General features: G+C 51.4%; 18 protein-coding genes. 14 read left to right on the top strand and 4 right to left on the bottom strand.

Features of this window, described 5'->3' with window-relative positions:
- The gene (locus AC6I7T_RS21025; RefSeq protein WP_497789562.1) at positions 1–1,782 is read right to left on the bottom strand and encodes a capsule assembly Wzi family protein; all 1,782 of its coding nucleotides are present in this window, start codon (positions 1,780–1,782) and stop codon (positions 1–3) included.
- Positions 1,783–2,324: 542 nt separating this feature from the next.
- Between AC6I7T_RS21025 and AC6I7T_RS21020 the strand changes: the two genes are divergently transcribed.
- The 5 genes from AC6I7T_RS21020 to AC6I7T_RS21000 all read left to right on the top strand — a co-directional run bounded on the left by AC6I7T_RS21020 (position 2,325) and on the right by AC6I7T_RS21000 (position 9,686).
- Positions 2,325–2,870, top strand: a complete 546-nt coding sequence (locus AC6I7T_RS21020; RefSeq protein ID WP_497789560.1) for a pyruvoyl-dependent arginine decarboxylase — start codon at positions 2,325–2,327, stop codon at positions 2,868–2,870.
- A gap of 185 nt (positions 2,871–3,055) precedes the next feature.
- Positions 3,056–3,979 (top strand): carbon-nitrogen hydrolase, encoded by a 924-nt coding sequence (locus AC6I7T_RS21015; protein WP_497789559.1) that lies wholly within the window; start codon positions 3,056–3,058, stop codon positions 3,977–3,979.
- Positions 3,980–3,987: 8 nt separating this feature from the next.
- Entirely contained in the window at positions 3,988–5,073 is a 1,086-nt protein-coding gene (locus AC6I7T_RS21010; protein WP_497789558.1) for an agmatine deiminase family protein, read from the top strand.
- Positions 5,070–5,519 (top strand): tRNA adenosine(34) deaminase TadA, encoded by a 450-nt coding sequence (gene tadA, locus AC6I7T_RS21005; RefSeq protein ID WP_497789557.1) that lies wholly within the window; start codon positions 5,070–5,072, stop codon positions 5,517–5,519. Before AC6I7T_RS21010 ends, tadA begins: the two co-directional genes overlap by 4 nt.
- A 507-nt stretch (positions 5,520–6,026) precedes the next feature.
- Positions 6,027–9,686 (top strand): alpha-amylase family protein, encoded by a 3,660-nt coding sequence (locus AC6I7T_RS21000; RefSeq protein WP_497789556.1) that lies wholly within the window; start codon positions 6,027–6,029, stop codon positions 9,684–9,686.
- Positions 9,687–9,806: 120 nt separating this feature from the next.
- On the opposite strand, the gene AC6I7T_RS20995 is transcribed toward AC6I7T_RS21000, so the two are convergent.
- On the bottom strand, positions 9,807–10,961 hold the full coding sequence (locus tag AC6I7T_RS20995) for an XRE family transcriptional regulator (protein WP_497789555.1): 1,155 nt from the start codon (positions 10,959–10,961) through the stop codon (positions 9,807–9,809).
- A gap of 370 nt (positions 10,962–11,331) precedes the next feature.
- Between AC6I7T_RS20995 and cobG the strand changes: the two genes are divergently transcribed.
- From cobG to AC6I7T_RS20970, 5 genes are read left to right on the top strand one after another with little or no spacing between them, the layout of a single operon-like run.
- Complete coding sequence (gene cobG, locus AC6I7T_RS20990; RefSeq protein WP_497789554.1) at positions 11,332–13,032, top strand: precorrin-3B synthase; 1,701 nt, start codon at positions 11,332–11,334, stop codon at positions 13,030–13,032.
- Positions 13,029–13,682, top strand: coding sequence for a precorrin-2 dehydrogenase/sirohydrochlorin ferrochelatase family protein (locus AC6I7T_RS20985; RefSeq protein WP_497789552.1), 654 nt, complete (start codon positions 13,029–13,031; stop codon positions 13,680–13,682). Before cobG ends, AC6I7T_RS20985 begins: the two co-directional genes overlap by 4 nt.
- Entirely contained in the window at positions 13,679–14,455 is a 777-nt protein-coding gene (gene cobA, locus AC6I7T_RS20980) for a uroporphyrinogen-III C-methyltransferase (protein ID WP_497789551.1), read from the top strand. The genes AC6I7T_RS20985 and cobA overlap by 4 nt, the downstream gene beginning before the upstream one ends.
- Before the next feature lie 11 nt (positions 14,456–14,466).
- Positions 14,467–14,601, top strand: coding sequence for a hypothetical protein (locus tag AC6I7T_RS20975; protein WP_497789550.1), 135 nt, complete (start codon positions 14,467–14,469; stop codon positions 14,599–14,601).
- Between the two features lie 36 nt (positions 14,602–14,637).
- Entirely contained in the window at positions 14,638–15,729 is a 1,092-nt protein-coding gene (locus AC6I7T_RS20970; protein WP_497789548.1) for a YeiH family protein, read from the top strand.
- Here AC6I7T_RS20970 and AC6I7T_RS20965 read toward each other — a convergent pair.
- The gene (locus AC6I7T_RS20965) at positions 15,685–16,518 is read right to left on the bottom strand and encodes a Tn3 family transposase (RefSeq protein ID WP_497789547.1); all 834 of its coding nucleotides are present in this window, start codon (positions 16,516–16,518) and stop codon (positions 15,685–15,687) included. The two genes, AC6I7T_RS20970 and AC6I7T_RS20965, sit on opposite strands and share 45 nt — an antisense overlap.
- 71 nt (positions 16,519–16,589) lie before the next feature.
- Here AC6I7T_RS20965 and AC6I7T_RS20960 point away from each other — a divergent pair, with 71 nt between their 5' ends.
- The 3 genes from AC6I7T_RS20960 to AC6I7T_RS20950 all read left to right on the top strand — a co-directional run bounded on the left by AC6I7T_RS20960 (position 16,590) and on the right by AC6I7T_RS20950 (position 17,742).
- A complete protein-coding gene (locus AC6I7T_RS20960) occupies positions 16,590–16,919 on the top strand; it encodes an RNA polymerase sigma factor (protein WP_497789546.1) in 330 nt (109 codons plus the stop codon).
- 36 nt (positions 16,920–16,955) lie between these two features.
- The gene (locus AC6I7T_RS20955; protein WP_497789544.1) at positions 16,956–17,141 is read left to right on the top strand and encodes an RNA polymerase sigma factor; all 186 of its coding nucleotides are present in this window, start codon (positions 16,956–16,958) and stop codon (positions 17,139–17,141) included.
- Between the two features lie 289 nt (positions 17,142–17,430).
- Positions 17,431–17,742 (top strand): hypothetical protein, encoded by a 312-nt coding sequence (locus AC6I7T_RS20950; protein WP_497789543.1) that lies wholly within the window; start codon positions 17,431–17,433, stop codon positions 17,740–17,742.
- A gap of 569 nt (positions 17,743–18,311) precedes the next feature.
- Here the strand turns inward: AC6I7T_RS20950 and AC6I7T_RS20945 are convergent.
- A complete protein-coding gene (locus AC6I7T_RS20945; protein ID WP_497789542.1) occupies positions 18,312–20,507 on the bottom strand; it encodes a winged helix-turn-helix domain-containing protein in 2,196 nt (731 codons plus the stop codon).
- Between the two features lie 280 nt (positions 20,508–20,787).
- Here AC6I7T_RS20945 and AC6I7T_RS20940 point away from each other — a divergent pair, with 280 nt between their 5' ends.
- Complete coding sequence (locus tag AC6I7T_RS20940) at positions 20,788–24,288, top strand: outer membrane beta-barrel protein (protein WP_497789540.1); 3,501 nt, start codon at positions 20,788–20,790, stop codon at positions 24,286–24,288.
- Positions 24,289–24,472: the final 184 nt, after the last annotated feature.

Raw genomic sequence — 24,472 nt, 5'->3', positions numbered from 1 at the left:
CTAGAAATGTAAGGCTTTCCCTGGAATCCAGGTAATCTGAGCGCCGATTACGGCGTTATTCTGTGAACCACTCTTGATGAGAGGCGCCTTCCATTGTTCGTATTGCATCCAGCCGTGGACCTCGAATTCTCGTCCAAGGCGCTTCACCACATCGACAGTGAAATCATCCTGGGTACTTCCCCCGGGGATGAAATTCTTTGATACCTTTGCTCTCCGATAGCTCAGTTGAACAGACTCACTCGGGCTAAGGTGGTAGGTAAGCCACGCCTGTCCGCCTTTTCCCTGTCGGCCGATCCAATCCCCAATAAAGAAGCCCTTATTGGTATACCCCTGCCGCTGAACACCTTCCCAATACAAAAACCGCCCTAAATCTGCCGAATGGCTGACTGTCTCTGTATAAGTACCCTCCATGCGGAGATCGAGATTATGCGCATGCGGGAACTTCGCCAGATAAACACCCGGCCGCCATCCAGCTCGACGAGGCGCACTGATCGCACTTACATCGTCGTGAACGGTTGAATCGGTGTATAAAGTCACCCAGTCTCTCAGATACGGCAAACGATAGGAGAAATCGAAAGAGCCAAAGCGAGCGCCAGGATCGTCTCTAGAAAGCTTCTTCGCAGGTGTGACATTTTGGAAGCTGAAAAAGCTCTTCAAAAAACTGTGAAAGGTAATCGGCGCATGGTCCTTACCACCCCAGATTGTTGACCGCTGGAAGCCGAATTCAAGATTCTTTGTGGGCTTGAAACTCAGTTTCTCGGCATGGATCCAGGGAGAATTCGGATAACTATGCCCCTTCAAGCTGCCCACTAGAAAGTCATAACGGAATGGCCCTGTAATGCGGGATATGCCTGGTATATAAAGCGGCTCGACCCTATTAATTCGAAAAGAATAGATATTTTCGGCATTGTTGCTGTATGCCATGCTGGCGCCCTGTGCTGGCCCCATCCATTCGTCACTCTTTCCGAAAGAAACTTCGTGATTCAAGAAATTGGCGGAAAGGTTGGCCTCTATTACCCTCATATCGTCCCGCGCAGCAATAGCGCCAAAGGGAATGGTAGAAAGGCGAGGACCAAGAGGAGTGTCATCGATATTCGCCAGCGTGGTAGCTACTGTCTTCGAATAGCCAGTAGCAGAGGGTGAATGCTGGTACTCACCGCGGAAATATAGCGAGAAACGATGCCCAGCTTCACTTCTCACACTAAATCCAGTCAGGTTATTGAAACCTTCCTGGAAGGGACGCCCGTAGTCATTGATGATGGTCTGCCCGAAATGGGTGCTATCGTTCAACGGCGTTCCGGAGATACCCTCCAAACGCGTATATACGGACTCTAGCCGCGCATCGTTGACCAGATTATCTCCAGCTACGGGTTCTTCCCTCAGCATCTCTTTACGAACGGCTGCATAGATCTCTCGTGCCTCAGCATTGTCTGAGTCTTGCTCCAGCTTGCTAGCTGTCTCCCGAAGGATATTGAGCACACTGAGACGCGTCCATGGACGCAATCCGAGATACGCTGAATCTGCGTACCCGAGGGAGAACAAACGCCACATCGCGGGATAGACCCAGCTATCGACAGGGATGTAAGCAGAACCAACCTGAGCGGACTCCGGAATTGATTCCACCGGGATAAGAAGAGGAGAATTTGCTCCTGAACCAGCTACCTGTGGCGAGTTCGATTTTTTCAGGTTTGTTTGAATTGAAGTTTCTTGAGCAATTGCACCGAAACTACCGAAAACTAGGGTGGAAAGCAGCAGGGAACCTGCGGTTAAACAGATTTTCATGCGAGCGTGGATCCTGTCATATCTGAAAAACTCCTTGCTGTTCCTGATGCCAGCAACTTTCAGAGTAGCATTTCGGGACACTTGAAAAGAAAACCGAGCCTCAAACGGCCTGCCTTCTTGTGTCCAGGGAGACACAGCAAGGGCATTCAGGCAGCAGATTTCCAACCCGAAGAAACCTCTGTATCTCCTGGGACCAGTCAACAAAGATTAGGCGAAAACTTCGGCCGCGGCCAAGGCCGCCAGCGCAGCCAGGAAAACCAGAACGGCGACAACAGTCAGAATACGAAGACGTTGCATATTCTCAAGAAATTTCAAACTAGCTCAAAGTTAGCAACCGGGCATCATACACCTAGGTAGCACCTAACCGTAAGCTGGAACATCCAAAGCTTCTAGGAAGCAAATCCGCCTCTTCATGTAAAAACACATCATAAAATCGTGGCTAATCGTTTCCCCGGGGGTATGAATGTGATACTTTCATGCGGGAACCACAAGGATTTGCTGCTAATTTGCCTTTTCGGAGGGTCTTTGAATTGGGAAAAAGTATGGTCCCGAAGCGCCTCTTTTTCACAAAGGGCGTAGGGAAACATAAGGAACGTCTAACGTCATTTGAGCTTGCTCTTCGAGATGCTGGAATCGCGGCCCAAAATCTTGTCCGCGTATCGTCGATTTTCCCACCCAATGCGAAGCTAATTCCCCGCAAGGAAGGCCTAAAATACCTTTCTCCCGGAGAAGTAGTATTTGCGGTGGTGGCAGAAAACTCCACACGTGAGGCGCATCGATTAGTGGCATCCAGTATCGGAGTTGCCATTCCCTCGGACCGGAATACCTACGGATACCTCAGCGAGCACCATAGCTTCGGTGAAACTGAAGAACAGGCTGGAGAATACGCAGAAGAGCTAGCTGCCGAGATGCTTGCAACTACGCTCAACGTAGAATTCGATCCAGACAAGAGCTGGGACGAGAAAAAAGAGATTTATAGGTTTTCGAATAAAATTGTTCGTACCGCTAATGTGACGCAATCTGCCATCGGCGACAAACGTGGTCTTTGGACCACGACGATTGCAGCAGCAATCTTAATCTTCGAATAAAGAATGCAGATACAGTCGGGCGCGGGTTTGAACTAGAGCAATTTCGCTTTCACTGTAGACCCGGAACAAATGACCGCGTGGCCGTTTCGTCAAAGAACGGCCACACTGCACTGAATTCCGCTGGACCATACTAAAAGCGAAAACGCTCTAGAGCCTGCGCCTTTCGTGTGCATGGGAGACGATTCATGTCTGAAGTAAAGAACTACAGAGTTGGCTTGATTCAAATGAGCTGCAGTCCTGATCCAGATGCCAACCTGGAAAAAGCTGCTGACCTGGTCCGCCAGGCAGCTAAGCAGGGTGCGCAAATCATCTGCCTGCCGGAACTCTTCCGTGCACAATACTTTTGCCAGCGCGAAGATATTCGGCTCTTCGATTTAGCTGAGCCAATTCCAGGGCCCAGCACCGAAAAGTTGGGAGCCGTCGCTCGTGAGGAAAATGTCGTTATTGTTGCTTCCCTATTTGAGCGCCGGGCCGCGGGACTTTATCACAATACTGCGGTAACGCTGCATGCGGACGGATCGATTGCCAGCATGTACCGCAAAATGCACATTCCGGATGACCCTCTGTACTACGAAAAGTTCTACTTCACTCCGGGAGATCTAGGCTTTCGCGCCTGCGACACCAAGGTAGGACGAGTGGGCACGCTCGTTTGCTGGGACCAGTGGTATCCGGAAGGGGCTCGGTTAACAGCGTTACAGGGCGCAAATCTGCTTTTCTACCCAACAGCAATCGGTTGGCATCCGGCCGAAAAAGAAGAGTACGGAACGGCTCAATATGAAGCATGGCAGACCATCCAGAGGTCTCATGCAATTGCCAATGGGGTCTATGTAGCCGCGGTCAACCGAGTCGGACCCGAGCACGGCGATATTCGCGGCAACCGCGTCGATGGCCCAGGACTGGAGTTTTGGGGCGGATCCTTCTTGGCCGATCCCTTTGGTCGAATCCTGGCAAAGGCCTCCCATGACAAAGAAGAAATTCTCATCGGCAAAATCGACTTGGCATTGTTGGAGGATACGCGTCGCAATTGGCCCTTCCTGCGTGACCGACGTATCGACGCTTATGGACCAATCGTGCACCGTTTCCTCGACGTCCCCGGAATGGAGAAGTGACCATCTCCATGATTTTGACGAAGGAACAAACACCGCACTCTCTCGGTTACCGCATGCCGGCGGAATGGGAACAGCATGAGGCAACCTGGATTGCCTGGCCGCACAATGCCAATGACTGGCCAGGTAAATTTCAGGCGATACCTTGGGTCTACGCCGATATCGTACGCAATCTGTCTCGGGTTGAAAAAGTTCATATTGCGGTGAACGATGCTGTAGCGGAGAAGCGTGCGGAAGGAATGCTGCATCGCGTCGGGGCAAATCTGGAAAATATCAGTTTTCACACTTGGCCAACGAATCGTGTTTGGACAAGGGATTCCGGACCGATCTTTGTCCGCGACTCGAGCGGCAAGCTGGCAGCAACAAATTGGAAATTCAACGGCTGGGCAAAATACGACAACTGGCAGTTAGACGACCAGCTACCCACACTGGCAGCAGAATTCCTCCAGGTACCGGTCTGGACGCCCACTACCCCACTCCCAGATGGGGGGGAACGCCGTCTTGTCCTGGAAGGCGGCTCGATAGACGTAAACGGTCAGGGCATCATGATCACCACGGAGGAGTGCCTGCTGAGCGAAGTGCAGCAACGCAATCCCGGTATCAGCCGAGAGCAGCTAGAAGAAGCATTCCGCCAATATCTCGGAATCGAGAAGGTATTGTGGATGCATCGTGGAATAGCCGGTGACGATACACACGGACACGTGGACGACATCACCCGTTTTGTCGCTCCGGACACCATTGTCACCGTTGTTGAATCAAACTCCGCAGACGACAACTACAAACCACTTCAAGAAAACCTGGAGCGGCTTCGCCAGGCGCGCAATCTGAAGAACCAACCCTTTCGGATTATCGAACTGCCGATGCCCTCGCCAGTCATCTTCTCTGGACAAAGACTGCCAGCCAGCTATGGGAACTTCTACATCGCAAATGAGCTGGTTCTGGTACCAACGTTCAATGATCCAAACGATCGCAAGGCACTCGGTATTTTGGCTGACGTGTTTCCTGATCGCAGAGTCGTCGGAATCCACTGTGGAGATTTCATTTGGGGACTGGGAGCCCTCCACTGCATGACCCAGCAACAGCCGGCGGCAAAATGACGGACGAAATCTTCCTCCGCGAAGCTCTAGTAGAAGCCCAGGCTGCTGCCCGAGCAGGAGAGGTTCCTATAGGTGCGGTTCTTGTCCGCGAGACAACCATTTTGGCTCGCGGACAAAACCGGGTGATCCGAGATCAGGATCCGACAGCCCACGCTGAAATTGTCGCCATGCGAGAAGCAGCTCGGCAATTGGGGAACTACCGCCTAAACGATTGCGAACTCTACGTAACCCTTGAACCCTGTGCCATGTGCGCCGGAGCCATGATTCACGCGCGGCTGAAACGGCTGATTTATGCTGCTCCCGATCCCAAGGCCGGTGCAGCAGGATCGGTTTTGCAGGTCCTGAACCATCCACAACTGAATCACCAGATGCTGGTTACTTCCGGACTGGTAGCCGAAGAATCCAGTGAACTTCTCCGGAATTTCTTCCGCGAACGTCGCGCCTAAAAGAGCCTAACTTTTCCCACCGCGGACGTCCCCTGAGCAACTATGCAACATCGAAAGAAACATATGCCGATGTTTGGGGGTGAGCATTTTAGATTCGAGTATGGTTTGGCAAAGAACCGTGAAAGTGGCTCTGCTTTCCGTTTCAGATAATGACAATCGTTGAATCCAGTGCTTAGCCACTCAACTATCAGTTCCTGATCCGCATCCGAACCTAAATTGTTCCAGGTTTTAATGTGAACAAACGTCCGTCAGCATTCCACAGCGAGAACGAAATTGCCGAGACAACATCTGGTCTATTCCAGAGGTCGACTACAATGAGAGCCAACTTTAAAGTGCGACTCGACTTACAGCTCGAACAAATATTTCCGGAACATCACTGGAGAGACACATACCGATGAGCACTAAATCTCAAATTCTCATTAATCTCTAGAGCGACTCGCACACCAGCCAGAAAAAACTGTATAAGAATCGCAACGCGAATGGACTAGCAGAAAGGTAAATAGATTCATGGCGACGATGGAATTCCACATCTCACGGGAAGCACGCAACCGTTACCAGGTTCAGGAAGTGCTGTTTTCATTCAATGGAAATGCCATTTTTGTTAATCCATCTGCCAGCCGCGCTTTAGCTCATCGGATGAACAAGGTACGTGGCACCGAGAGCGATCCCAAGAATTCGCTCCAGCCCGGAGCTCTCTTTGCAATGGGCCTCATCGATGAGGCCAGCCATGCATTAGTTGCCTATTATCGGAAGCAACTCGATCCCCGCGTAATACACGATGCCCTGTCCTGGTATGAGCAACAGGTAGGAACCAAAGCGCTCGATCACCTTCTGCTCACCTTCGTGGAGCATTTTCCCGGAACCTCCGTATATCAGGGCGCAGAATCAGCAGAGGAGTGGCTAAAAGGGAAAACTGCCGAGCTTACCCATCGAGAGGCAGCATTTGAGGAGCTGGTTCTGCTCTGGCTGGCAAATGCCAATCCTGCCTTTCGGCCGTTTGAAGAGCTGTTTAGGGATGCCGAGCTCTCCGAAAAAACGGAATACACCCGGGTAATCCAGAAACTTCGGCCTTTTTTGCAAACCAAGCCTCTTATCGAAAACCAAAATCTGCTGGACATGCTCAGGGCTCCCGCCCTGGCATCACCCAACTCCTTGAGTGACCAGTTAGCCTTTATCCGCAACAAATGGGCCCCTTATCTGGGGAGCATCCTTGAACGGTTAGTGCTCGGATCGGACATCCTCAAAGAGGAAGAACTAGCTATCTGGAAGCTCTTTCATCCACCTTCACCGGAGGAATTGGCGCGCATCCGCCGCTCCCGTTCACGCTGGGGCTTTCCCGATACTCACCACTCGGAAGTACCACAGTTCTCTACGGCGGTTCATGAATATGAAAAATTCAGTCCGGACCAGGACTGGATGCCGACAACCGTTCTGATTGCAAAAAGCACATATGTCTGGCTCGCACAGCTTTCGCGATACCATCAGCGGCACATTCACCGGCTAGATCAAATTCCGGACGAAGAACTGGATACACTCCGCCGCAGAGGAATTAATTCCCTTTGGTTGATCGGTGTATGGGAACGCAGCGTGGCATCAAGAACAATCAAGCGTCTCTGCGGAAACGAGGATGCTGTTGCTTCTGCCTATTCGCTCTATGACTACGCCATTGCGCACGATCTCGGGGGAGAAGAGGCATATATCAATCTGCGTGATCGAGCCGCAAAATATGGAATACGCCTGGCCAGCGACATGGTGCCTAACCATATGGGCATCGATTCCAGCTGGGTTATTCAGCATCCGGAATGGTTCCTTTCTCGTCCAGACGCACCCTACCCTGCTTACAGTTTTGAAGGTCCAGACCTCTCCCGCGATGATCGAGTCGAGATTAAGATCGAGGATCATTACTACGAGCAAAGCGACGCAGCCGTAGTCTTCCGCCGTAGAGACAAGTGGACGGGAGACGTCCGCTACATTTACCACGGCAACGACGGAACCAGCTTTCCATGGAATGATACCGCCCAGCTGAACTATCTCAGCGGTGCGGTTCGCGAACAGGTAATACAGACGATCCTCCACGTGGCTCGCCTCTTTCCTATTATTCGTTTCGACGCCGCAATGACTCTGGCGAAAAAACATATCCAGAGGTTATGGTTCCCGGTCCCGGGCGGTGGAGGAGATTCAATTCCTTCCCGAGTCGAATGCAGCATGTCTACTGCAGACTTCGACGCTGCAATACCAAATGAATTCTGGCGTGAGGTTGTCGACCGCGTAGCCGCAGAGGTTCCCGGAACACTCCTTCTAGCTGAAGCCTTCTGGCTACTGGAAGGATATTTTGTCCGGACCTTGGGTATGCATCGCGTCTATAACAGCGCATTCATGAACATGTTGCGCGATGAAGAGAACGCGAAATACCGCCTGGTTTTGAAGAATACATTGGAATTCGATCCAGGTATTCTGAAGCGCTACGTCAACTTCATGAGCAATCCCGATGAGCGCACCGCAATCGACCAATTCGGTACCGGAGACAAATACTTCGGCGTCTGTACCATGATGGCAACGCTTCCTGGATTGCCGATGTTTGGCCACGGTCAGATCGAAGGCTTCACAGAAAAGTACGGCATGGAGTACTACCGTCCGCGCTACGAAGAAAATCCGAACGAATGGCTCGTTGAAAAGCATCAACGGGAGGTAGCGCCCCTCCTCCATAACCGCGCTCTTTTCGCCGAGAGTGAGAACTTCCTGCTCTACGATTTCTGGAGGGAAGACGGAACCGTCGATGAAAATGTCTTCGCATACTCGAATCGCCGGGGCGATGATCGCGCATTGGTCATCTATCACAACCGCTACGCCTCGACGAGAGGAACCATCCATCACTCCGCCGCATATCAGGACAAAGAACGCGGCATACTGCGACAGCGTGATTTACATGATGGATTGAAGATTCCAATCGATCACTCTATCGTCGCCTGCCGCGATATCGTTTCCGGGCTTGAGTATCTTCATCGTTCAACCGATGTGGTCTCTCGCGGATTGACTCTGGAGTTGCATGCTTACAAACATGCTGTCTTCATGAATTGGAGACAATTAGTCGCCGACGCACAACATCCCTGGGATCGGCTCTGCGATGCTTTGCGAGGGGAAGGCGTAAGGGACCTGAATGAAGCTCTCCTGAAACTGGAGTTACAGCCGGTACACGATAGTCTGATAGCTCTCATGCAAGTTGATTTGATACGAAAGCTCGAAGAGTCTTCCGAACACATCAATATCGCCAAAAACCAGCCTCACGACAGCACTTTGCGTAGAGAGCGGAAGATGGAAGAAGAGGAGTTCTTCCAACCTCTTGCCGAACGTGGAATAACGTTCTTGCAGGAAGCCTACAAGATGTACTTGCAGAGGGCTGGCAAGGCCGAGGAAACCGACGGTGACGTTGCCTCTGAGAAAGAACTTCTCACCCTCTTTACTTCAGACCTAGAAGCAATCCATCGATTGCCACATCTGGAGAGTCGTTTCACTACCGTTTGGTCAACGGAAGCCCGTAATGTCCTGCCAAGTCACAGCCCGACACTTAGTGCAACAGCTGTCTGGGGACCGGTATTGGCGCTTAGTATGCTGAAGCTGTTAGGCAAATACATTGATCCGGATCATTGCGCACAGGCCTCGCTGCTCGCCTTCGACAAGCTGCACTTGAGAGAACCGCTGGCAAAAAGCTTCTCGATCCTCGGACTATCGGAAGATGAAAGCTGGCAAGCAGCTGCCCGGGTAAAGGTTGGAATCCTGCAAGCAATCGAGGAGGAGAAGAAACCTCTGACGTTGAAGCTGGGACTCCCGGAGATGCTCTGGCAAGATCCCGACCTACGTTGGCTGGCAGGAGTGCATGATGCTGATGGGGAGCGGTACTTCATCAAAGAGGCTCACGAAGAGCTTGTCTGGTGGACTATGCTTCCTGAGCTGCTTCACTTCGCTTGTACCCCCAAGACAGAGGCCAAAGCCTTCCATGAGCTCGAAACCAGAATCGCAATAGGACTCAGAGAAGCTGGAATTGCGAGCTATTGCCTCAAGGAAGAACCCGAAGAACAGGACGGCTCCGAAACAGAAGTTCCAGACAACAAACCAGAGATAGAGCCAGCAAAAGAGGACGCTCTGACTCTGACAGATAAGTCTGCCTAGGCAGAGCATTTCCCGAAAAGATGTAGACCGAAGCAATAGAAGTTAGAGCGGCTTTCCACCAAAGAAAGCCGCTCTTCCCCTTACTTGGAAAGTTCACAGTATTTCGGGAAATGCTTTAGTTCATCCGAGAAGGGTTCCGGCGGAATGCATGTCATATCCCCAGAGCCCTTCCATCTCTCTACGAAAAGAAGTTTGGCCCAGTATCTGTAACAGGATCTGGATAGCCGGTAACTCCATGCTTTTCTTGTATAGAACTAAGTCATACCACTTGCTCGCGAGTGGTATAAATCCAAGTCCTAAACCTCTGGCCGTAGCGCGGGTGCTGATACAGCAATCAGCCTCTCCGGCCTGAACTTGTTTCGCAGCAGGGATATGGCCGAGCTCAATGTGGTCGTAGCCTTTAACAGATTTGGGAGAAATTCCAAGCCGTTTCAGATGAACATCCAGGAGTAACCTGCATCCTGCACCCGATTCCCGATTCACAATCTTGATATTCCGCCGCGTAAGATCTTCAATACCGCGTATTTCTTTGGGATTCCCCTCTGGAACAAGGATGCCTTCTTCCCACAATGCATAACGAATTACTTCAACCTGCTGTTTCGCAAATATCTTGTGAATCGCTGCCAGCTCTGAAGCTTCTTTCTCTCCCTCAGTAATATGCATTCCGCCAAGATGAACGACTCCCTGCTTGAGCAATTCCAGTGATTGAGAGCTATTTTGATAGACCACGACGAGATCGATTCCCTGCTTTGCCAGGTGACGTCCTAATACAGGTGCGCTGGGATCACAACCGGCCAGCAGAAGACGGCGATCAAGGCCCTTCTCTTCTTCACCCAGAATTTCCACTTGCACCTTCGTCCCCGAGGAAGCCGTCACCACGCCATCCGCTAACGGCAGGCTCCAGGAATCCGACTCGGCCGGCATCGCAATTAAACGTCCATGAACATCGCATAGATGCAGCGGCTGGCCAGATTGCACCTTTCGGCTACCGGAGGGAAGAAGCAGTTCCGCCTCAACCGTCTGGATGGAAGCAGGACGCTCTTGAAGAACAAAGATCTCTTCGACGGTTACAGCGAGCACCTTCGCAAGCTTCAGGGCAATCACCGTATTCGGAACATAGCTGCCCGATTCCATGGCATAGATACTCTGTCTACTAACCCCAACCAGAGATGCCAATTGAGCAGCCGAAATACCACGCTTCTGTCGCAACTCCGCCAGATTGTTCCGGACTTCAGTCTCGGCGGTTACAACGCTCACTGAAATTGATTTCGTCATCGGACTTGCTGTCATTTAAACACGACAGGGGTCAACTGTGCTCAACGTTCTTCCAATCAAAACCGCAAGAGAACAAATTCTCTTGCAGGAGAGCTAAACCCAATCTTTCTAAAGAGCTAGTAAAAGATCGAAACTCCCGGCAGCTCCGTGTCACTACAAATGAAGATTGACTTCCCGGATACCTGGAAATATCCTTTCCCTAGTGTTTCAGATCACCAACCCGGCTTCTTCTTGTTGCATGTGCTGTCTGTGTTGCAACCGAGCCGGTGTTTGCGTGTGAAACATAATCGAAAAGATTAATCACCCGAGACCCCGGTTGGCAGAGTACATCTCCAGCCGGGGTTTTCGTTTTTAAAGGAACTTTCCATCCATGAGCGAAGCATCTACTTCAATTAAGGAAACAAAAGCACAGCGGGCGGAACGCCTCAAACGTGAGAAGAACCCCTGGGATGCTTTTGCCGAAATACGTGAATTTGCACGTAACGGCCGCAGTAGTGTATTGCCGGAATGGGCAGGTTTCTACTTCAAATGGTGGGGTATCTATACTCAGGGCGACGGTGTCGGCGCAGTTGGAGGAAAGGGTGGCGAAGGACTGTCTACCGACTATCTGATGATGCGAGTCGGAATCCCCAATGGAATCATCAGCGCTCACCAGTTACGGACCTTGGGACAGGTTGCGCAAAAACACGCGAAGGATCTTGCCGACATTACTGTTCGACAGAATTTCCAGTTCCATTGGCTCACGATTGAATCAATTCCCGAAATCGTAGAAACGCTCAACCAGATTGGCCTATCCCCCAAAGGTGCCTGTGGTGACGTTGTCCGCAATGTGACTGGATGCCCCTTGGCAGGACTCGACGCTGAAGAGATCGTTGATGCTTCTCCTCTTGCTCTTGAGGTATCCCGTGCGCTCTCCGGAAATCCTGAGTTCTATAATTTGCCCCGCAAATTCAAGATTTCCGTTACAGGCTGCCCGGTGTGGTGTTCACACCCTGAAATCAACGACATTGGATTAACGGCAGTAAAGCGCGGAGACGAAATCGGATACTCGATCCGGGTTGGGGGCGGCTTATCCAACGAGCCACATATCGCAGTGAAGCTGAATGCCTTCATTCCACAATCGAAGGCCTTGAGCGTTGTTCTCGCCATTGCAGAGATCTTTCGGGAGCAACAAGGACTTCGCGAGAGCCGCGATAGGGCACGATTGAAGTATCTCTTCCTTAAGGAAGGATGGACTCCGGAGCGCTTTCTTGAAGAGCTCGAAAGCAAGTTGGGCTATCGTCTCGATTCCGCTGTACCAGAAATTGTCCCCGAAGAAGTTTATAGAGATCACGTCGGTATTCATCCGCAAAAACAATCCGAGTTTCATTACGTTGGGGCAGCAGTACTTCGCGGACGGCTCTCCGGAAAACAACTCGAGCAGGTAGCGGATCTTGCCGACCGTTTCGGCTCAGGACAGGTCAGGTTGACCGTCATGCAAAACCTGATTATTCCGAATGTTCCTAAGAGCAAAAGCGCGGAACTCGCCAAAGAATTGCAAGCCACTGGACTGCGGATCGACGGTTCTCCCTTCTGGCGTGGAGCTGTCGCCTGCACCGGCACGGAATTCTGCAAGCTGGCCATTACCGAAACGAAAGGATTTACACGCTGGCTTGTCGATGAGTTGGAAACGCGACTGCCTGAATTCGATCAGCAGCTCAAGTTACATGTCACCGGCTGCCCCAATAGCTGCGGTCAGCACTGGATCGCCGACATTGGCATGGAAGGCAAAAAGATCAAACAGGACGGCAAGATGATTGATGCTTACTACTTTTGCGTAGGCGGAGCGCTCGGTAAGCATGCTGGAACTTCCCGGCCAGTCGGATATCGTTGCCCCGCGACAGAAGTCCCTGATGCAATCGAACGGCTGCTTCGTGGATATCTGGGTAACCGCTCTATCAACGAAGATTTGCGCAGCTACTTTGCTCGGCACAACAATGAAGAGATCAAGACACTTCTGGCAGGAACAGTGGTTGAATCTGTTGCTCGCGATGAAGCCTCGTCGCGGCCTCCGGTTGGAGTAGCAGAATGAGTAATCATCCTCCACTGCTTCCCATCTTTGTGAAGCTAGCAGGACGTCGTTGCCTGGTTGTAGGAGCAGGGCGTGTTGCGTTACAGAAGGTCGAGAGTCTTCTGCAATATGAAGCGATAGTGGAGATCGTCGCGCCGCAAGCCGTCGAAGAATTACAGGCACTCGCGCGATCAGGCTCCATTCGCCTGCACTTCAAAGAATACGCACCGGAAGATCTGGAGGGAGCATTCCTGGTAATTGCTGCTACCAATCGTCCGGAAGTGAATCGGGCTGTATTCACCGATGCAAATGCGAGAAATATTCCGATAAATGCCGTCGATGATCCGCCAAACTGTGACTTCTACTTTTCCTCCGTCGTGCGCCGCGGAGACCTGCAAGTCGCAATCTCTACAGCTGGCGAAAGTCCTGCCTTTGCACAGAGGCTTCGCAGGGAGATCGATGCCACTCTTCCGGAAGATCTTGGCGAATGGCTACAAAATCTCGGTAAGTTGCGGCGAGAGGTACTGCAAACGCATCCGGCAGGAGAGGAAAGGAATCGTCTCTTAGCCAATTTGGCAAACCGGCAGATATGCGACTCCGAGACATGCCCCTCCCGCAAGCTTATACAGAAGCAGCAGACGCAAGAAGAGCAATCCTGGTGGCTTACATGAATCAAGCAGAAAAAGGAAAAGTATACCTTGTCGGAGCCGGTCCAGGAGATCCTGAGCTGCTGACGCTCAAAGCAGCATCGCTACTGTCCACTGCAGATGTGGTACTCCATGACGATCTTGTCAGTAAAGAGGTGCTGGCCCTTTGCAGCGCGCAGTCTCTGCTGATAAGTGTTGGTAAGCGTTGCGGGACAAAGCATATAACGCAGGAACAGATTCATTCCCTGATGGTCAGCACCGCACAAATCGGACAGAGTGTCGTACGCCTGAAGAGTGGCGATCCGATGGTCTTCGGCCGCGCAGGTGAGGAAATGGATGCACTGCGGGCTGCAGAGATTCCCTTCGAAGTTATTCCAGGAATTACTGCCGCCTTCGCTGCAGCCGCAGCCGTTCAACGTCCGCTTACCGACCGTCGCTCCGCCTCTTCCGTCACATTGGTAACAGGACACAAAGCAGAAGATGGAGTTACTGCAACAGAAAGGCTTGAGACGAGTACGCGCGCGATTTACATGCCAGGCAAAGACTTCCATGAACTTGCCGCAGCATGGCTGACGCAAGGAGAATCTCCAGATCTTCCGTGTGTCGTCGTAAGCCGCGCTTCACAGCGTGATCAGGCGATTTTGCGTACAACGCTTGGAGCGCTGTCAGAGGTACACCCCATCTCAGCGCCCTCCATTCTCCTTGCGGGATGGACGCTGCAAGAAAATTCCAATCTGGAGACAGATAGACCGCCACAGTCCGATTCAGAACTGTCTCTGGAACAGATACGTAATTAAGGAGAAACCGGATGTCTTCTTCTACCAAAGCTTCTTCTGCAAGCCCCAGAAGATCGCGCATTTCTATCGATACTTGGGCCGTAGTGCTGGCCCTCGGTCTTGCCGCAGTCGTGCGACTCGGCATCCTCCCCACTATCAAATGGTAAGAATGTAATCCTAAGCTCTGCACAGGAGACGACATCATGGCATCCTCTGCCGCCCTGCCTCAGTCGCCATCAGTTACCGAAACGCCTGTAGGTTTCATCCGAATGCTTCCTGGTTTACTGCTCTTGGCTGCAGTTGGATATTCCGGCAAGCTTATCGAACAGTTTATCTCTCACTATGGGAAAGCACATCACCTCACCCTCCCTAATATTGAGTATGTTTTATGGGCAATTCTGATAGGTTTTGTCATCTCCAATACTATTGGAATTCCTTCAGTGTTTCGTGCAGGAGTGGCAACTTACGAGTTCTGGCTTAAGGCCGGAATCGTGTTGCTTGGCTCACGATTTCTGTTGGCCGATATCCTTCATCTTGGAGGCGTGAGCCTTTTGCTGGTTGCCGTGGAAATTGCGCTGGCTCTCACCTTCATGCACTGGCTGGGCCGAACCTTCAAGCTCTCACCAAAACTAGCGGCTTTGCTCGCCGTCGGTTCTTCTATCTGCGGAGTCTCTGCCATCATCGCAGCACAGGGCGCCATCGAGGCAGATGAAGAAGATTCCTCCTTCGCAATCGCCGCGATTCTGGCTCTCGGAGCACTTTCCCTTTTTACATTTCCACTGATAGGTCATACACTGCACCTCAGCGATCATGCATACGGACTATGGGCAGGACTGGCAGTCGATAACACTGCTGAGGCAACAGCAGCAGGCGCCCTTTTCAGCGATCTTGCAGGCAAAGTTGCGGTCCTGGCAAAAACCACACGTAACGCCATGATCGGCTTTGTCGTGCTGGGCTATGCCCTTTATTGGACCTCCCGCGGGCAGCGGACAGCAGTGAGCAATAAAGCGGCTTTCCTCTGGCAGAAGTTCCCTAAGTTCGTCCTGGGGTTTCTGCTGATCTCATTGTTAGCCAGCGTAGGTGTCTTTACAAAGCCGCAGCTAACCAGCTTAGCGAATCTCTCACGATGGGCCTTTCTCCTCACATTTGCTGGAGTTGGCTTACGCACCAATGTGCGGGAACTGGGGAAGCAGGGTTGGAAGCCCTTTGCCGTTGGGGCAATCGGAGAGATTGTTATCGCGATATTGACATTAGGCTTGGTCTACGGAGCCGACAAGATATTCCATTTGGGCTAGAGCAATTCCCACACAGATGTACACCGCAGCATTGAGTCGGTTTTTCCAGGTTGACTTGGCCAGAACCTGCTGGATCATGAGCGTGTTCACGTAAACGAGCGAGAGCTGGACCAGGTGCAGGGAGAGCATGCTTATCTCCTGTTCGTCGGCACGGTTCGAGGCCATTTCCCCGCCTTTGCCAAGGAAGATGAAGTCGTTGGTGCTGTTCCAGTTCTCGATGACATGCAGCCCTTCGTTGATCTCCCGCCGCAGCTCCATCGAATTCAGATGCCGGCACAAGAAGATAGTCTTGACGGCCACTCGGTCATCAGGTTCTGGTCCCAGACGCCGAACTTCTTCGAGTCCGAGGCGCAGGCTGTCCGTGCCCTCTCCCCAAATCTCTGGAGAACGCACGCGCAAAGTGGCATTGACTACTTCCCGGATGGCCGCGCGGAGTTGGTCTTTGGTGATGTAGCGGCGACGAATATAGAGCGGGTCTTTGTGGTTGGTTCGCTGTTGGCCGACGCTCATGCGCTTGATGCCGGCGTTCGAACCCAGGCCATAGAGTGCCAGGAGCAGCCGCTCTTGAATGATTTCGCGGTCCATGTTCTCCCAAGCGGTGGCGTTCCGGAACGCATCGGTGAACCGGATGCGGAGGTCAGCCTCCTTGAAGACATCAAGCAGGCTTGTCATCAGCCAGCGTTCGAGCATCCGAGTCTTGAGGGCGGCGAGATTACCGGTTTGATGGCAGCATAATAGGTATTCTTGAGAAGGGATAAGCACCGCAGCATGTGACATTGCCTCGCGCATCGAGATTCCAACCACACCTGTAAGAAAAGTCTCAGCCGAAAGACTATCTAGGTAAAGGCCACAGCAAGACAATGGACACAAACGGACCCATCTCGGCTGCAGATCCCAGGCAGGACGACCTCTATCAACAAATATCCACGAGCTATGGCGCGGCTCTAGATCGAGTGGCACGGGCCTATGAAGCTAACCGGGAAGCTTGCCGTGATCTGCTGCAAGATATTCATATTGCTTTGTGGCGTAGTCTCGCAAGCTTCGACGGGCGATGCTCATTAAGAACCTGGGCGTATCGCGTGGCACACAATGTGGCAACCTCGCACGTTATCCGAGATCGCCGGACAAAATCGCGGATATTGGTCAGTCTCGACGAACTCGACACGTTGCCCAACCGAAACGAGGCTTAACCAAACCTGGACAGGCAAAGAGCGCTGGATCAACTCTTGGCATTGATCCAGCAACTTAAACCGCTAGACCGCCAGATCATTCTCCTCTATCTCGAGGATCTGGATGCCGTATCCATTGGAGAGATTGCCGGCATCTCTCCTGGAAACGTCGCCACTAAAATTCACCGAATCAAAAACATCCTCAGCCGCCAATTTCATGAAGGAGCACGCTGTGACAAATGAACCTATGTCTAATGATATGAGAGGTGCTTGGCAAAATCAGACATCGGAGCCAATCAAAATATCAGCAGAAGAAGTTCGTCAGAGAGCAAGAACACTTCAAGGACATTTTCAGTGGAGAAACCTCAGGGAGTATCTGGCTTTGGCATTCGTAGTCAGTATCTTCGGATACTATTTTTGGAAATTTCATGCCCCGGTCGTCCGTCTCGGATCTTGCCTCACGGTGGCCGGTACTCTGTGTGTTGCATATCAGCTTTACAAGAAGGGGTCGCCAAAAGAGGAACCCCTCGGAATGGCGCTAAACACTTGTCTTGAATTCCATCTAAAAGAGCTTGAGCGGCAACGCGATCTTCTACGTCGCGTATGGTCGTGGTATCTCTTGCCTATCGTACCCGGATTGACTGTGTTTGTTCTGGGTCTGTTTCTCGCCCAATTAGCCGCATATCCGACTCATGTTGGAGCTGCCGCAGCATTCTTCGGCCTCATGATCGCCGGGATGATCGGCATCTTCGTAGTGATTTGGAAACTGAATCAACAGGCGGCGCGGAAACTTCAATTCGAGATCGATGCATTAGTTGACGAGGGACAGAAGCCAAAATATTGAGCTCATCGCTTTCAGTTCGACGGTGAGACGGATCAAATTGCCCCTGGTAACAGCAATGTTGGGTCTACCCCATAACATTCGTTCGTCCGGACACAGTATTTGTGAAAATGGTATAACTGCCCAATATAATGACTCTTAGGCGAATACAACGATAACATTCACCCCTTTGCTTACCTTTTCCAGAAAGAAACCGCTACTATCTGCATCTCAGTTACACCACCTTATATCTCACATTCTAGGAATTCCAATAAGACAAGATAAACGGAACAGGCAGATTCAGCCATAATGAAGCGCGAACTGGTCCGAGCACAGATTGCGAATAGTTCGTGGGGTCTTTTACTGAGGACGATTCGTCAACATGTGAAGTATCGCCATCTATTGGAGTCCAATGTTAGTTTCGTACTCAATCAAGCGTCTGTTATCTTCCAGCGTGATTAGCTTGGGCTCAGGCATATCTTTGGCGTTGAGGTTGCAAACTCCGCCAGTCAATGGTTTGAGCAAGTTTCTCCTGCGCACTCTAGCGTAATCTGGCAGGCCGACTCCCCTGGTCTGCCAGATCTTTTTGAGGTCTATCTCTTTTCGAGATTCAAGGAATAGATATTCGCTGTCCAGCGGCGAGCCTTAACCAGGGGAACATCTCCCGGAGCAAGTCCTGAAAAAGAGTAATCAACGATATCTGCCGATTCCAGGTTTCCTAAACCTGCTACCTTCTCCACTCGATTGGGAGAAAAGTATGCGCGATAAATCGGCTGCCCCTCTTCCATAAAAGAATGGAAGAAGATTGATTTGCTGTCATGAGCCCAGACTGGATCTGCAACGCTTTGCGTGGCCAGAACTGTCCAGCTCTTCTGTGCGACATTAAAGATCATCAACTTATGTTGATCCAGAGGCGTTGCTGCAATATGCGCACCATCCGGCGACCACCGAGGACTGAATAGTCCCTTGGAATCCGGCAAGGTTGTTATTTGCTTTGTCTGAAGATTAACGACGGATATCTCTTTGGGTGCAGGCTCGGTTGACATCAGTTCAGGCAAACGCCCGAAGACGATAGACGAACCATCCGGCGACCAATCGGGATCAGCTTCGTTTCGGTTCTCATTGAGAAGCAAATTCGGACTGCCACCATCGGCAGAGACTATATACACCTTCCAGGGCTGTCCCGGCATTTTCGCCATCAAAGCAAGTTGTTTGTTGTCGGGAGACCAATGCATCAGAAAGACCTGCATTGGCGGCGCAGTCAATTGCAGCCGCTCCTTACCGTTTGCACGACTTCTCCAGACCGATCCGTCTAGAGGATTAATCCAGGCTACCCACTCTCCATCGCGAGAAAACTCGGTCCGGCCTACAGATTCAAGCTCATTGCGATATGGCACAAACTGCTTGAGTCCGACATCGTAGTGCAGCAATTCGAAACGAGTTTCCAAGCCGAGAAAAAAGATGTCATGCCCTTCCCGTGCCGGGACTGGAGCCTGATAACTCATTGGCCCATTTGTAATCTGAAAAGCCGAAGGCGCCAGGAAAAAGCTGCGACCATCTTCCATTCCCCAAATGTTGCTCTTTCCATCGTGGGTGGACTGAAATACGTAATACTTTCCGTCGGCGGTCCAGCTTCCACAGCATTCACTCTCGGGATTGCTCCAATGTGGCAACAACGGATGAAGATGCGAGCCATCGACACGAAGCTCCCAAAGCGATACGGAATGATCCTGCGAGTTCAGAAGAGAAAAGCGCAGCCTCTTTCCATCTGGAGACCAGCGTAGCCAGAAGGCACGACCTTGCAGATGAGCAAAGGTGTGACTCTCTCCTCCATCTTCACGCGAGATCCATAGATCGTTTCCTGCGGCATAGAGAATTCGGCTGCCATCGGGAAGCCAGGTCGCATCGTGCACAAGAATGCTGGAGACACGGCGTGCAGTGCCACCGATAGCGGGAACTACCCACAGCGGCTGTTCTACTTCCGGAGCCAGATGATTACGAACCAGCAGCTTGGAACCATCCGGGGAAATGTCACAGATGGTAGGCGCTGCGATGGAAGAGGGCACATCCAGAGTACGGATGTCCCCCATCCCGATCAAAGCTTGGGATAAAACAGCTCTTCCTCTCTCGATCGTCAGAAAGAAGATTCTGGCACCATCCGTCACCATTCCAGGCAAGCTCTCGAGTAGTGGTTCCCCTGGGGAGATCCTTCCAGAAAAGGTCACTTGAGTTATGCGAACAGGAGAGGGATATCGGCGAAGGCGTCCCAGCAAGACTAAAGAAGCAATAAGCAGAAGCAGTACAGAAACGCCTAAGGTCCAAAGAAGTTTTATCTTCCAGGACTCTCTTTGATCCTCTTTCTCCGAAGTGGTTGGACCTTCAACAAGAGAAAGCTTGCTTGAGGAATCACTCTCTGCGGGTGGTAGGACAGGCACCGGAGAAGGTTCGACAACTGTGACAGGAGCAATAAATCGGTACCCGCGCCTGGCTAGAGTCTCGACAAAACGAGGATTCTCGGCTGAATCTCCGAGTGCTTCCCTGATCTTATTAATAGCGGTGCCAAGACTATGGTCGAAATCGACAGTAGTTTTATCTCCCCAAAGCCTCTGCTGCAATTCTTCCCGAGTAACAATCTCCCCGGGTTTTTCTAGAAGGATAGAGAGAACTTTGAAGGGCTGGCTTTGGATCTTAATACGGATCCCCGAGCGGCGGAGTTCGCCAGTCTGAAGGTCGGCTTCAAAGACCCCGAAACTGACTTTGGAAGAAGATCTGGATTCTAGCTGCTCCACGGAAATCCTGTTCAAGCGAATTCAAGGATACCGCAAAAGCGTCGGTGACATTCATCCCAGCCCTGTTTCTACCCACATTCCGGTTTAACGAATCAAGTAACCGCTTTAATTATCTATAGGTTGCCCGAAGAAGAGAAATTGACCTACAAACGAAAGCCTGTGCATTGCGGTGAACTTTCTCCAGGGTTGATCGTTCGTCCCGGTCACTGGCAGGCATCGCAAAAGTAGCTTTTTCTGAGGCTGCCAGCCGACAAATAATTCCAATGACGACAGAAGACAAATGGAAAAAGAAAGACTTCTAAGACCTCATGGGAGGATCTTTCCTCTCATTGGCTGTTTTGTGCTAATGCTGTTAGCAATTATTGTGCCGGTGAAAATTCTTGGACAAACTGATACAGGACGGGTCCAAGGAGTAGTTATGGACGATACGGGAGCACTCGTATCCGGCGCGTCCATCACTTTAACAAACCTGGACACTGGGGTTTCCAGCATCCAGGCGAGCGACAATTCCGGAAATTTCACTTTCAATGCGCTTGTACGCGGCAATTACAAGATCCGGGTTCAGATCAACGGATTTGAAAGCGCCGAGCAAACATTCACTCTTGAAGTCTCCCAGGTAAGAGCAGCCAACTTTCATCTGAAGCCTGGAGCTGTCAATACAACGGTAACGGTAACTGACGCTTTACCAATTGTAGATACAGCCACTTCTTCCACAGGGACTGTCATTCAGGGACGGCAGATCACGGAATTACCGCTGAATGGTCGCAACTTTACCCAGCTTGCGCTGTTAGTTCCGGGCGTTACTCGTGGCGCTTATGGCAGCGATGCAGCAGGTCAAAACGGAAATGCCGAAACCTGGAGATATAGTGAGACGGGCGGAGCTGCATTAGCGGTAAATGGCCTTCGTCCTCAAGCAAACAACTACGAACTAGATGGTCTGGACAACAACGAAGCCCTGGTCAACACGATTATCTTCTTCCCTCCGGTTGAAGCCACACAGGAGTTTCGCGTAAACACTTCGGTAGCTCCTGCAGAATTTGGAAGGGCAGGAGGAGCAATCGTCCAAAGCTCGATTAAATCCGGAAGCAATGAATTTCATGGTTCGGCTTTCTTCTTTGATCGCGACAAAATCTTCGATGCCAGCCCTAACTACTTCAGCCCAACAACTCCCGCTCCCTCATTCCATCGCACACAGTTCGGGGGAACCCTCGGAGGCCCTCTCCTTCGCAATCGCCTGTTTATGTTTGGCGATTACCAGGGACTGCGACTCAAGCAGCCAGTAGGAGGATCCTTCCAAACCGTCCCAACGGCACTCATGCGTACCGGAGACTTTTCGGAGTTGCTGTCGAATGGTAGTACCATTACGACCACGACACCGGATCATACGGTTACCGGATGTTCCACAGCTGCCGGACCGAAAGGCACCATCTACGATCCGGTTACTTGTGCTCCTTTCCAAGGAAATATCGTTCCGTCAGATCGAAGAAATAAGGCAGGACTCGCGTATCTGAATGCCTTTCCTCTTCCCAACAGATCAAACGGCACACTGCAAAACAACTACTATGCAAGTCCCTCGCTCACCGAGAGATTCGATGACTTCGATGTTCGACTGGATTGGAAGGCCACGTCGCGGGACAACGTGTTTGCTCGCTACAGCTATGGACAAGACGTCCAAACCAAAGAGAGCTTATTCCCTAATCTCCCAGCAGGTTATGGTTCCGGTAGCAACCCTGTGCACCCGCGCGGGGAAACCGTCGGCTACACGCACATATTCACACCCAACCTTGTGAATGAATTCCGCTATGGCCATGTGTATACCTTCTATGGATACGAACCGCCCATGGAGGGTATAGCTGTTTCAGCCAACCTCGGGATAGCCAATGCAAATCGCAACGCTATCCTTGGAGGCGGCGCAGCAATCAACGGTGGATATCTTGCTTATACGGGAGATGGCGGACCGTATGTGGTTCCCCAATCCAGCAACCAATTTGTAGACGAGGTGTCATGGACCAAGGGTGCTCACGCTCTGAAATTCGGTACCAGCATCGAAAAGCGCCAAGTCTCATTCTGCTGCGCAAGTAACGCTAAAGGTTATTTCGATTACAGTGCCCAGCATTTCACTGGTTTCTCAATGGCTGACATGCTTGCCGGATTTGTAGACAACTACAGCGTCGGTGTCGCCAGCAATTACTTCAAAACCTCAAATTGGGAGACCGGATATTTTGCTCAGGACGATTGGAAGGTCAGCCGTCGGCTCACTTTGAATCTCGGGCTCAGATACGACCTCTATACCTTCCCTTATGAAGACCACAACTACCAGTCCAACTTCGATCTGACTACCCTCACGCTTCAGGTAGCTGGAACCAATGGACTTTCACGCAGCATTGTCCATACGGATAAAACCGACTTTGCTCCTCGCTTCGGATTTGCCTATGACGTCTTCGGCACGGGCAAAACTGCTGTCAGAGGTGGATACGGCATCTTCTACTTCCAGGACCGTGGCGGTATCAACAATCAGCTAAGCGATAACCCAGATTTCAATGGATCGGTCAGCTACTCTGACTCTCCAACCAATGGCAGCTATCGCATCAACTTCACCGGTCAGGCGACTCCTGGCAATAACAACAATCTAGCGGCAACGGGGTCACTTCCCCTGCCAACCTTTGGCAATACCGTCAATCGCGCGAATCCGATTAATTCCAATCTGATTTCCATAGATACCCACCTGCCGACATCGATGATCCAGCAATGGAATCTACAACTTCAGCAGCAATTGACGTCCAACACCTCGATCAATATCGCTTACGTTGGAACCTCGGCGCAGCACCAGAGAACGTGGTTCAACTTAAATAATCAGATCCTCAACACAGCACCGAATACGAAGTTGTACCAGCAGTTCGGTGCTATCAATCGGGGGCTTGCCAACGGCAACTCCAACTACAACGGTCTCCAGGTCTACCTGAACAGTGCAATGAAACATGGCATCCAGTACACGGCTGCGTACACCTGGTCGCATACCATGGACAATTCCAACGGAGCTTTTTCAACCGGGGCTAGCGGAGCAGGTTCCCGCATCTTCATTCTGCCTACGGGACCGGATTTCAAGGCAAACTACGGAAATTCCGATCAAGATCAACGGAGTGTTTTTGTCTTTAGCGCACTCGCCGAACTTCCTTTCGGCAAGGGCAAGAAATTTGCATCCAGTATCCCAACGGCTCTCAATCAGGTGATTGGCGGATGGCAGATGAATACCGTCACCACTCTGTCGACGGGAACCCCTTTCGATGTAACAACGGGCAATTATTTCTATACCGCTCCCAATGGAGCAACAGCTCAACTCAGCGCCAGTATCAATAACCGCGCTGACCTGGTGAAACCCGTCCATTACGTCAAGAGTCTGCACCAGTGGTTCGATCCAACATCTTTTGTACGTCCACCGGTACTTACCCCCAACGGCCAGACAAGCACCTTCACACGTCCGGGAACCTTGGGACGCAACCAGCTGTTTGGACCCTCCTATCGCAATGTCGACCTTTCCCTCTTTAAGTACTTCCAGATCACAGAACGCCTCCGCTCCGAATTCCGGGCAGAAGCGTACAACTTGACCAACACCCCAGCATTCGCCAACCCGAACGGCAACCTCGACAGCTGCCCCGGCTCAGCCGTTGCAGTATGCCAGACAAGCACGTCCGGAACAGACAACGGAAGCTTCGGTCAAATCAACAGCACTCGGACGCACTCGGAACGCCAATTGCAGTTAGCTTTCCGGTTGCAGTTCTAAACCCTACAACTTCCGGCCACGTGGACTGGAAAGTCCACGTGGCAAAATCCTTCGCTTCAATTTCAATGAGATTTCGTAGATGCCGAGTCTAGAGTGTCTGAAAGATCCAAATCATTCACGAGCACAACACTCTGTTTTACCCTGGTAAATTATCTAAAGTATGCATAGAACAAACGAACAAGAC

It is taken from the genome of Humiphilus diazotrophicus, assembly GCF_059726315.1.
This window is presented reverse-complemented; position numbering and strand designations above follow the sequence as displayed.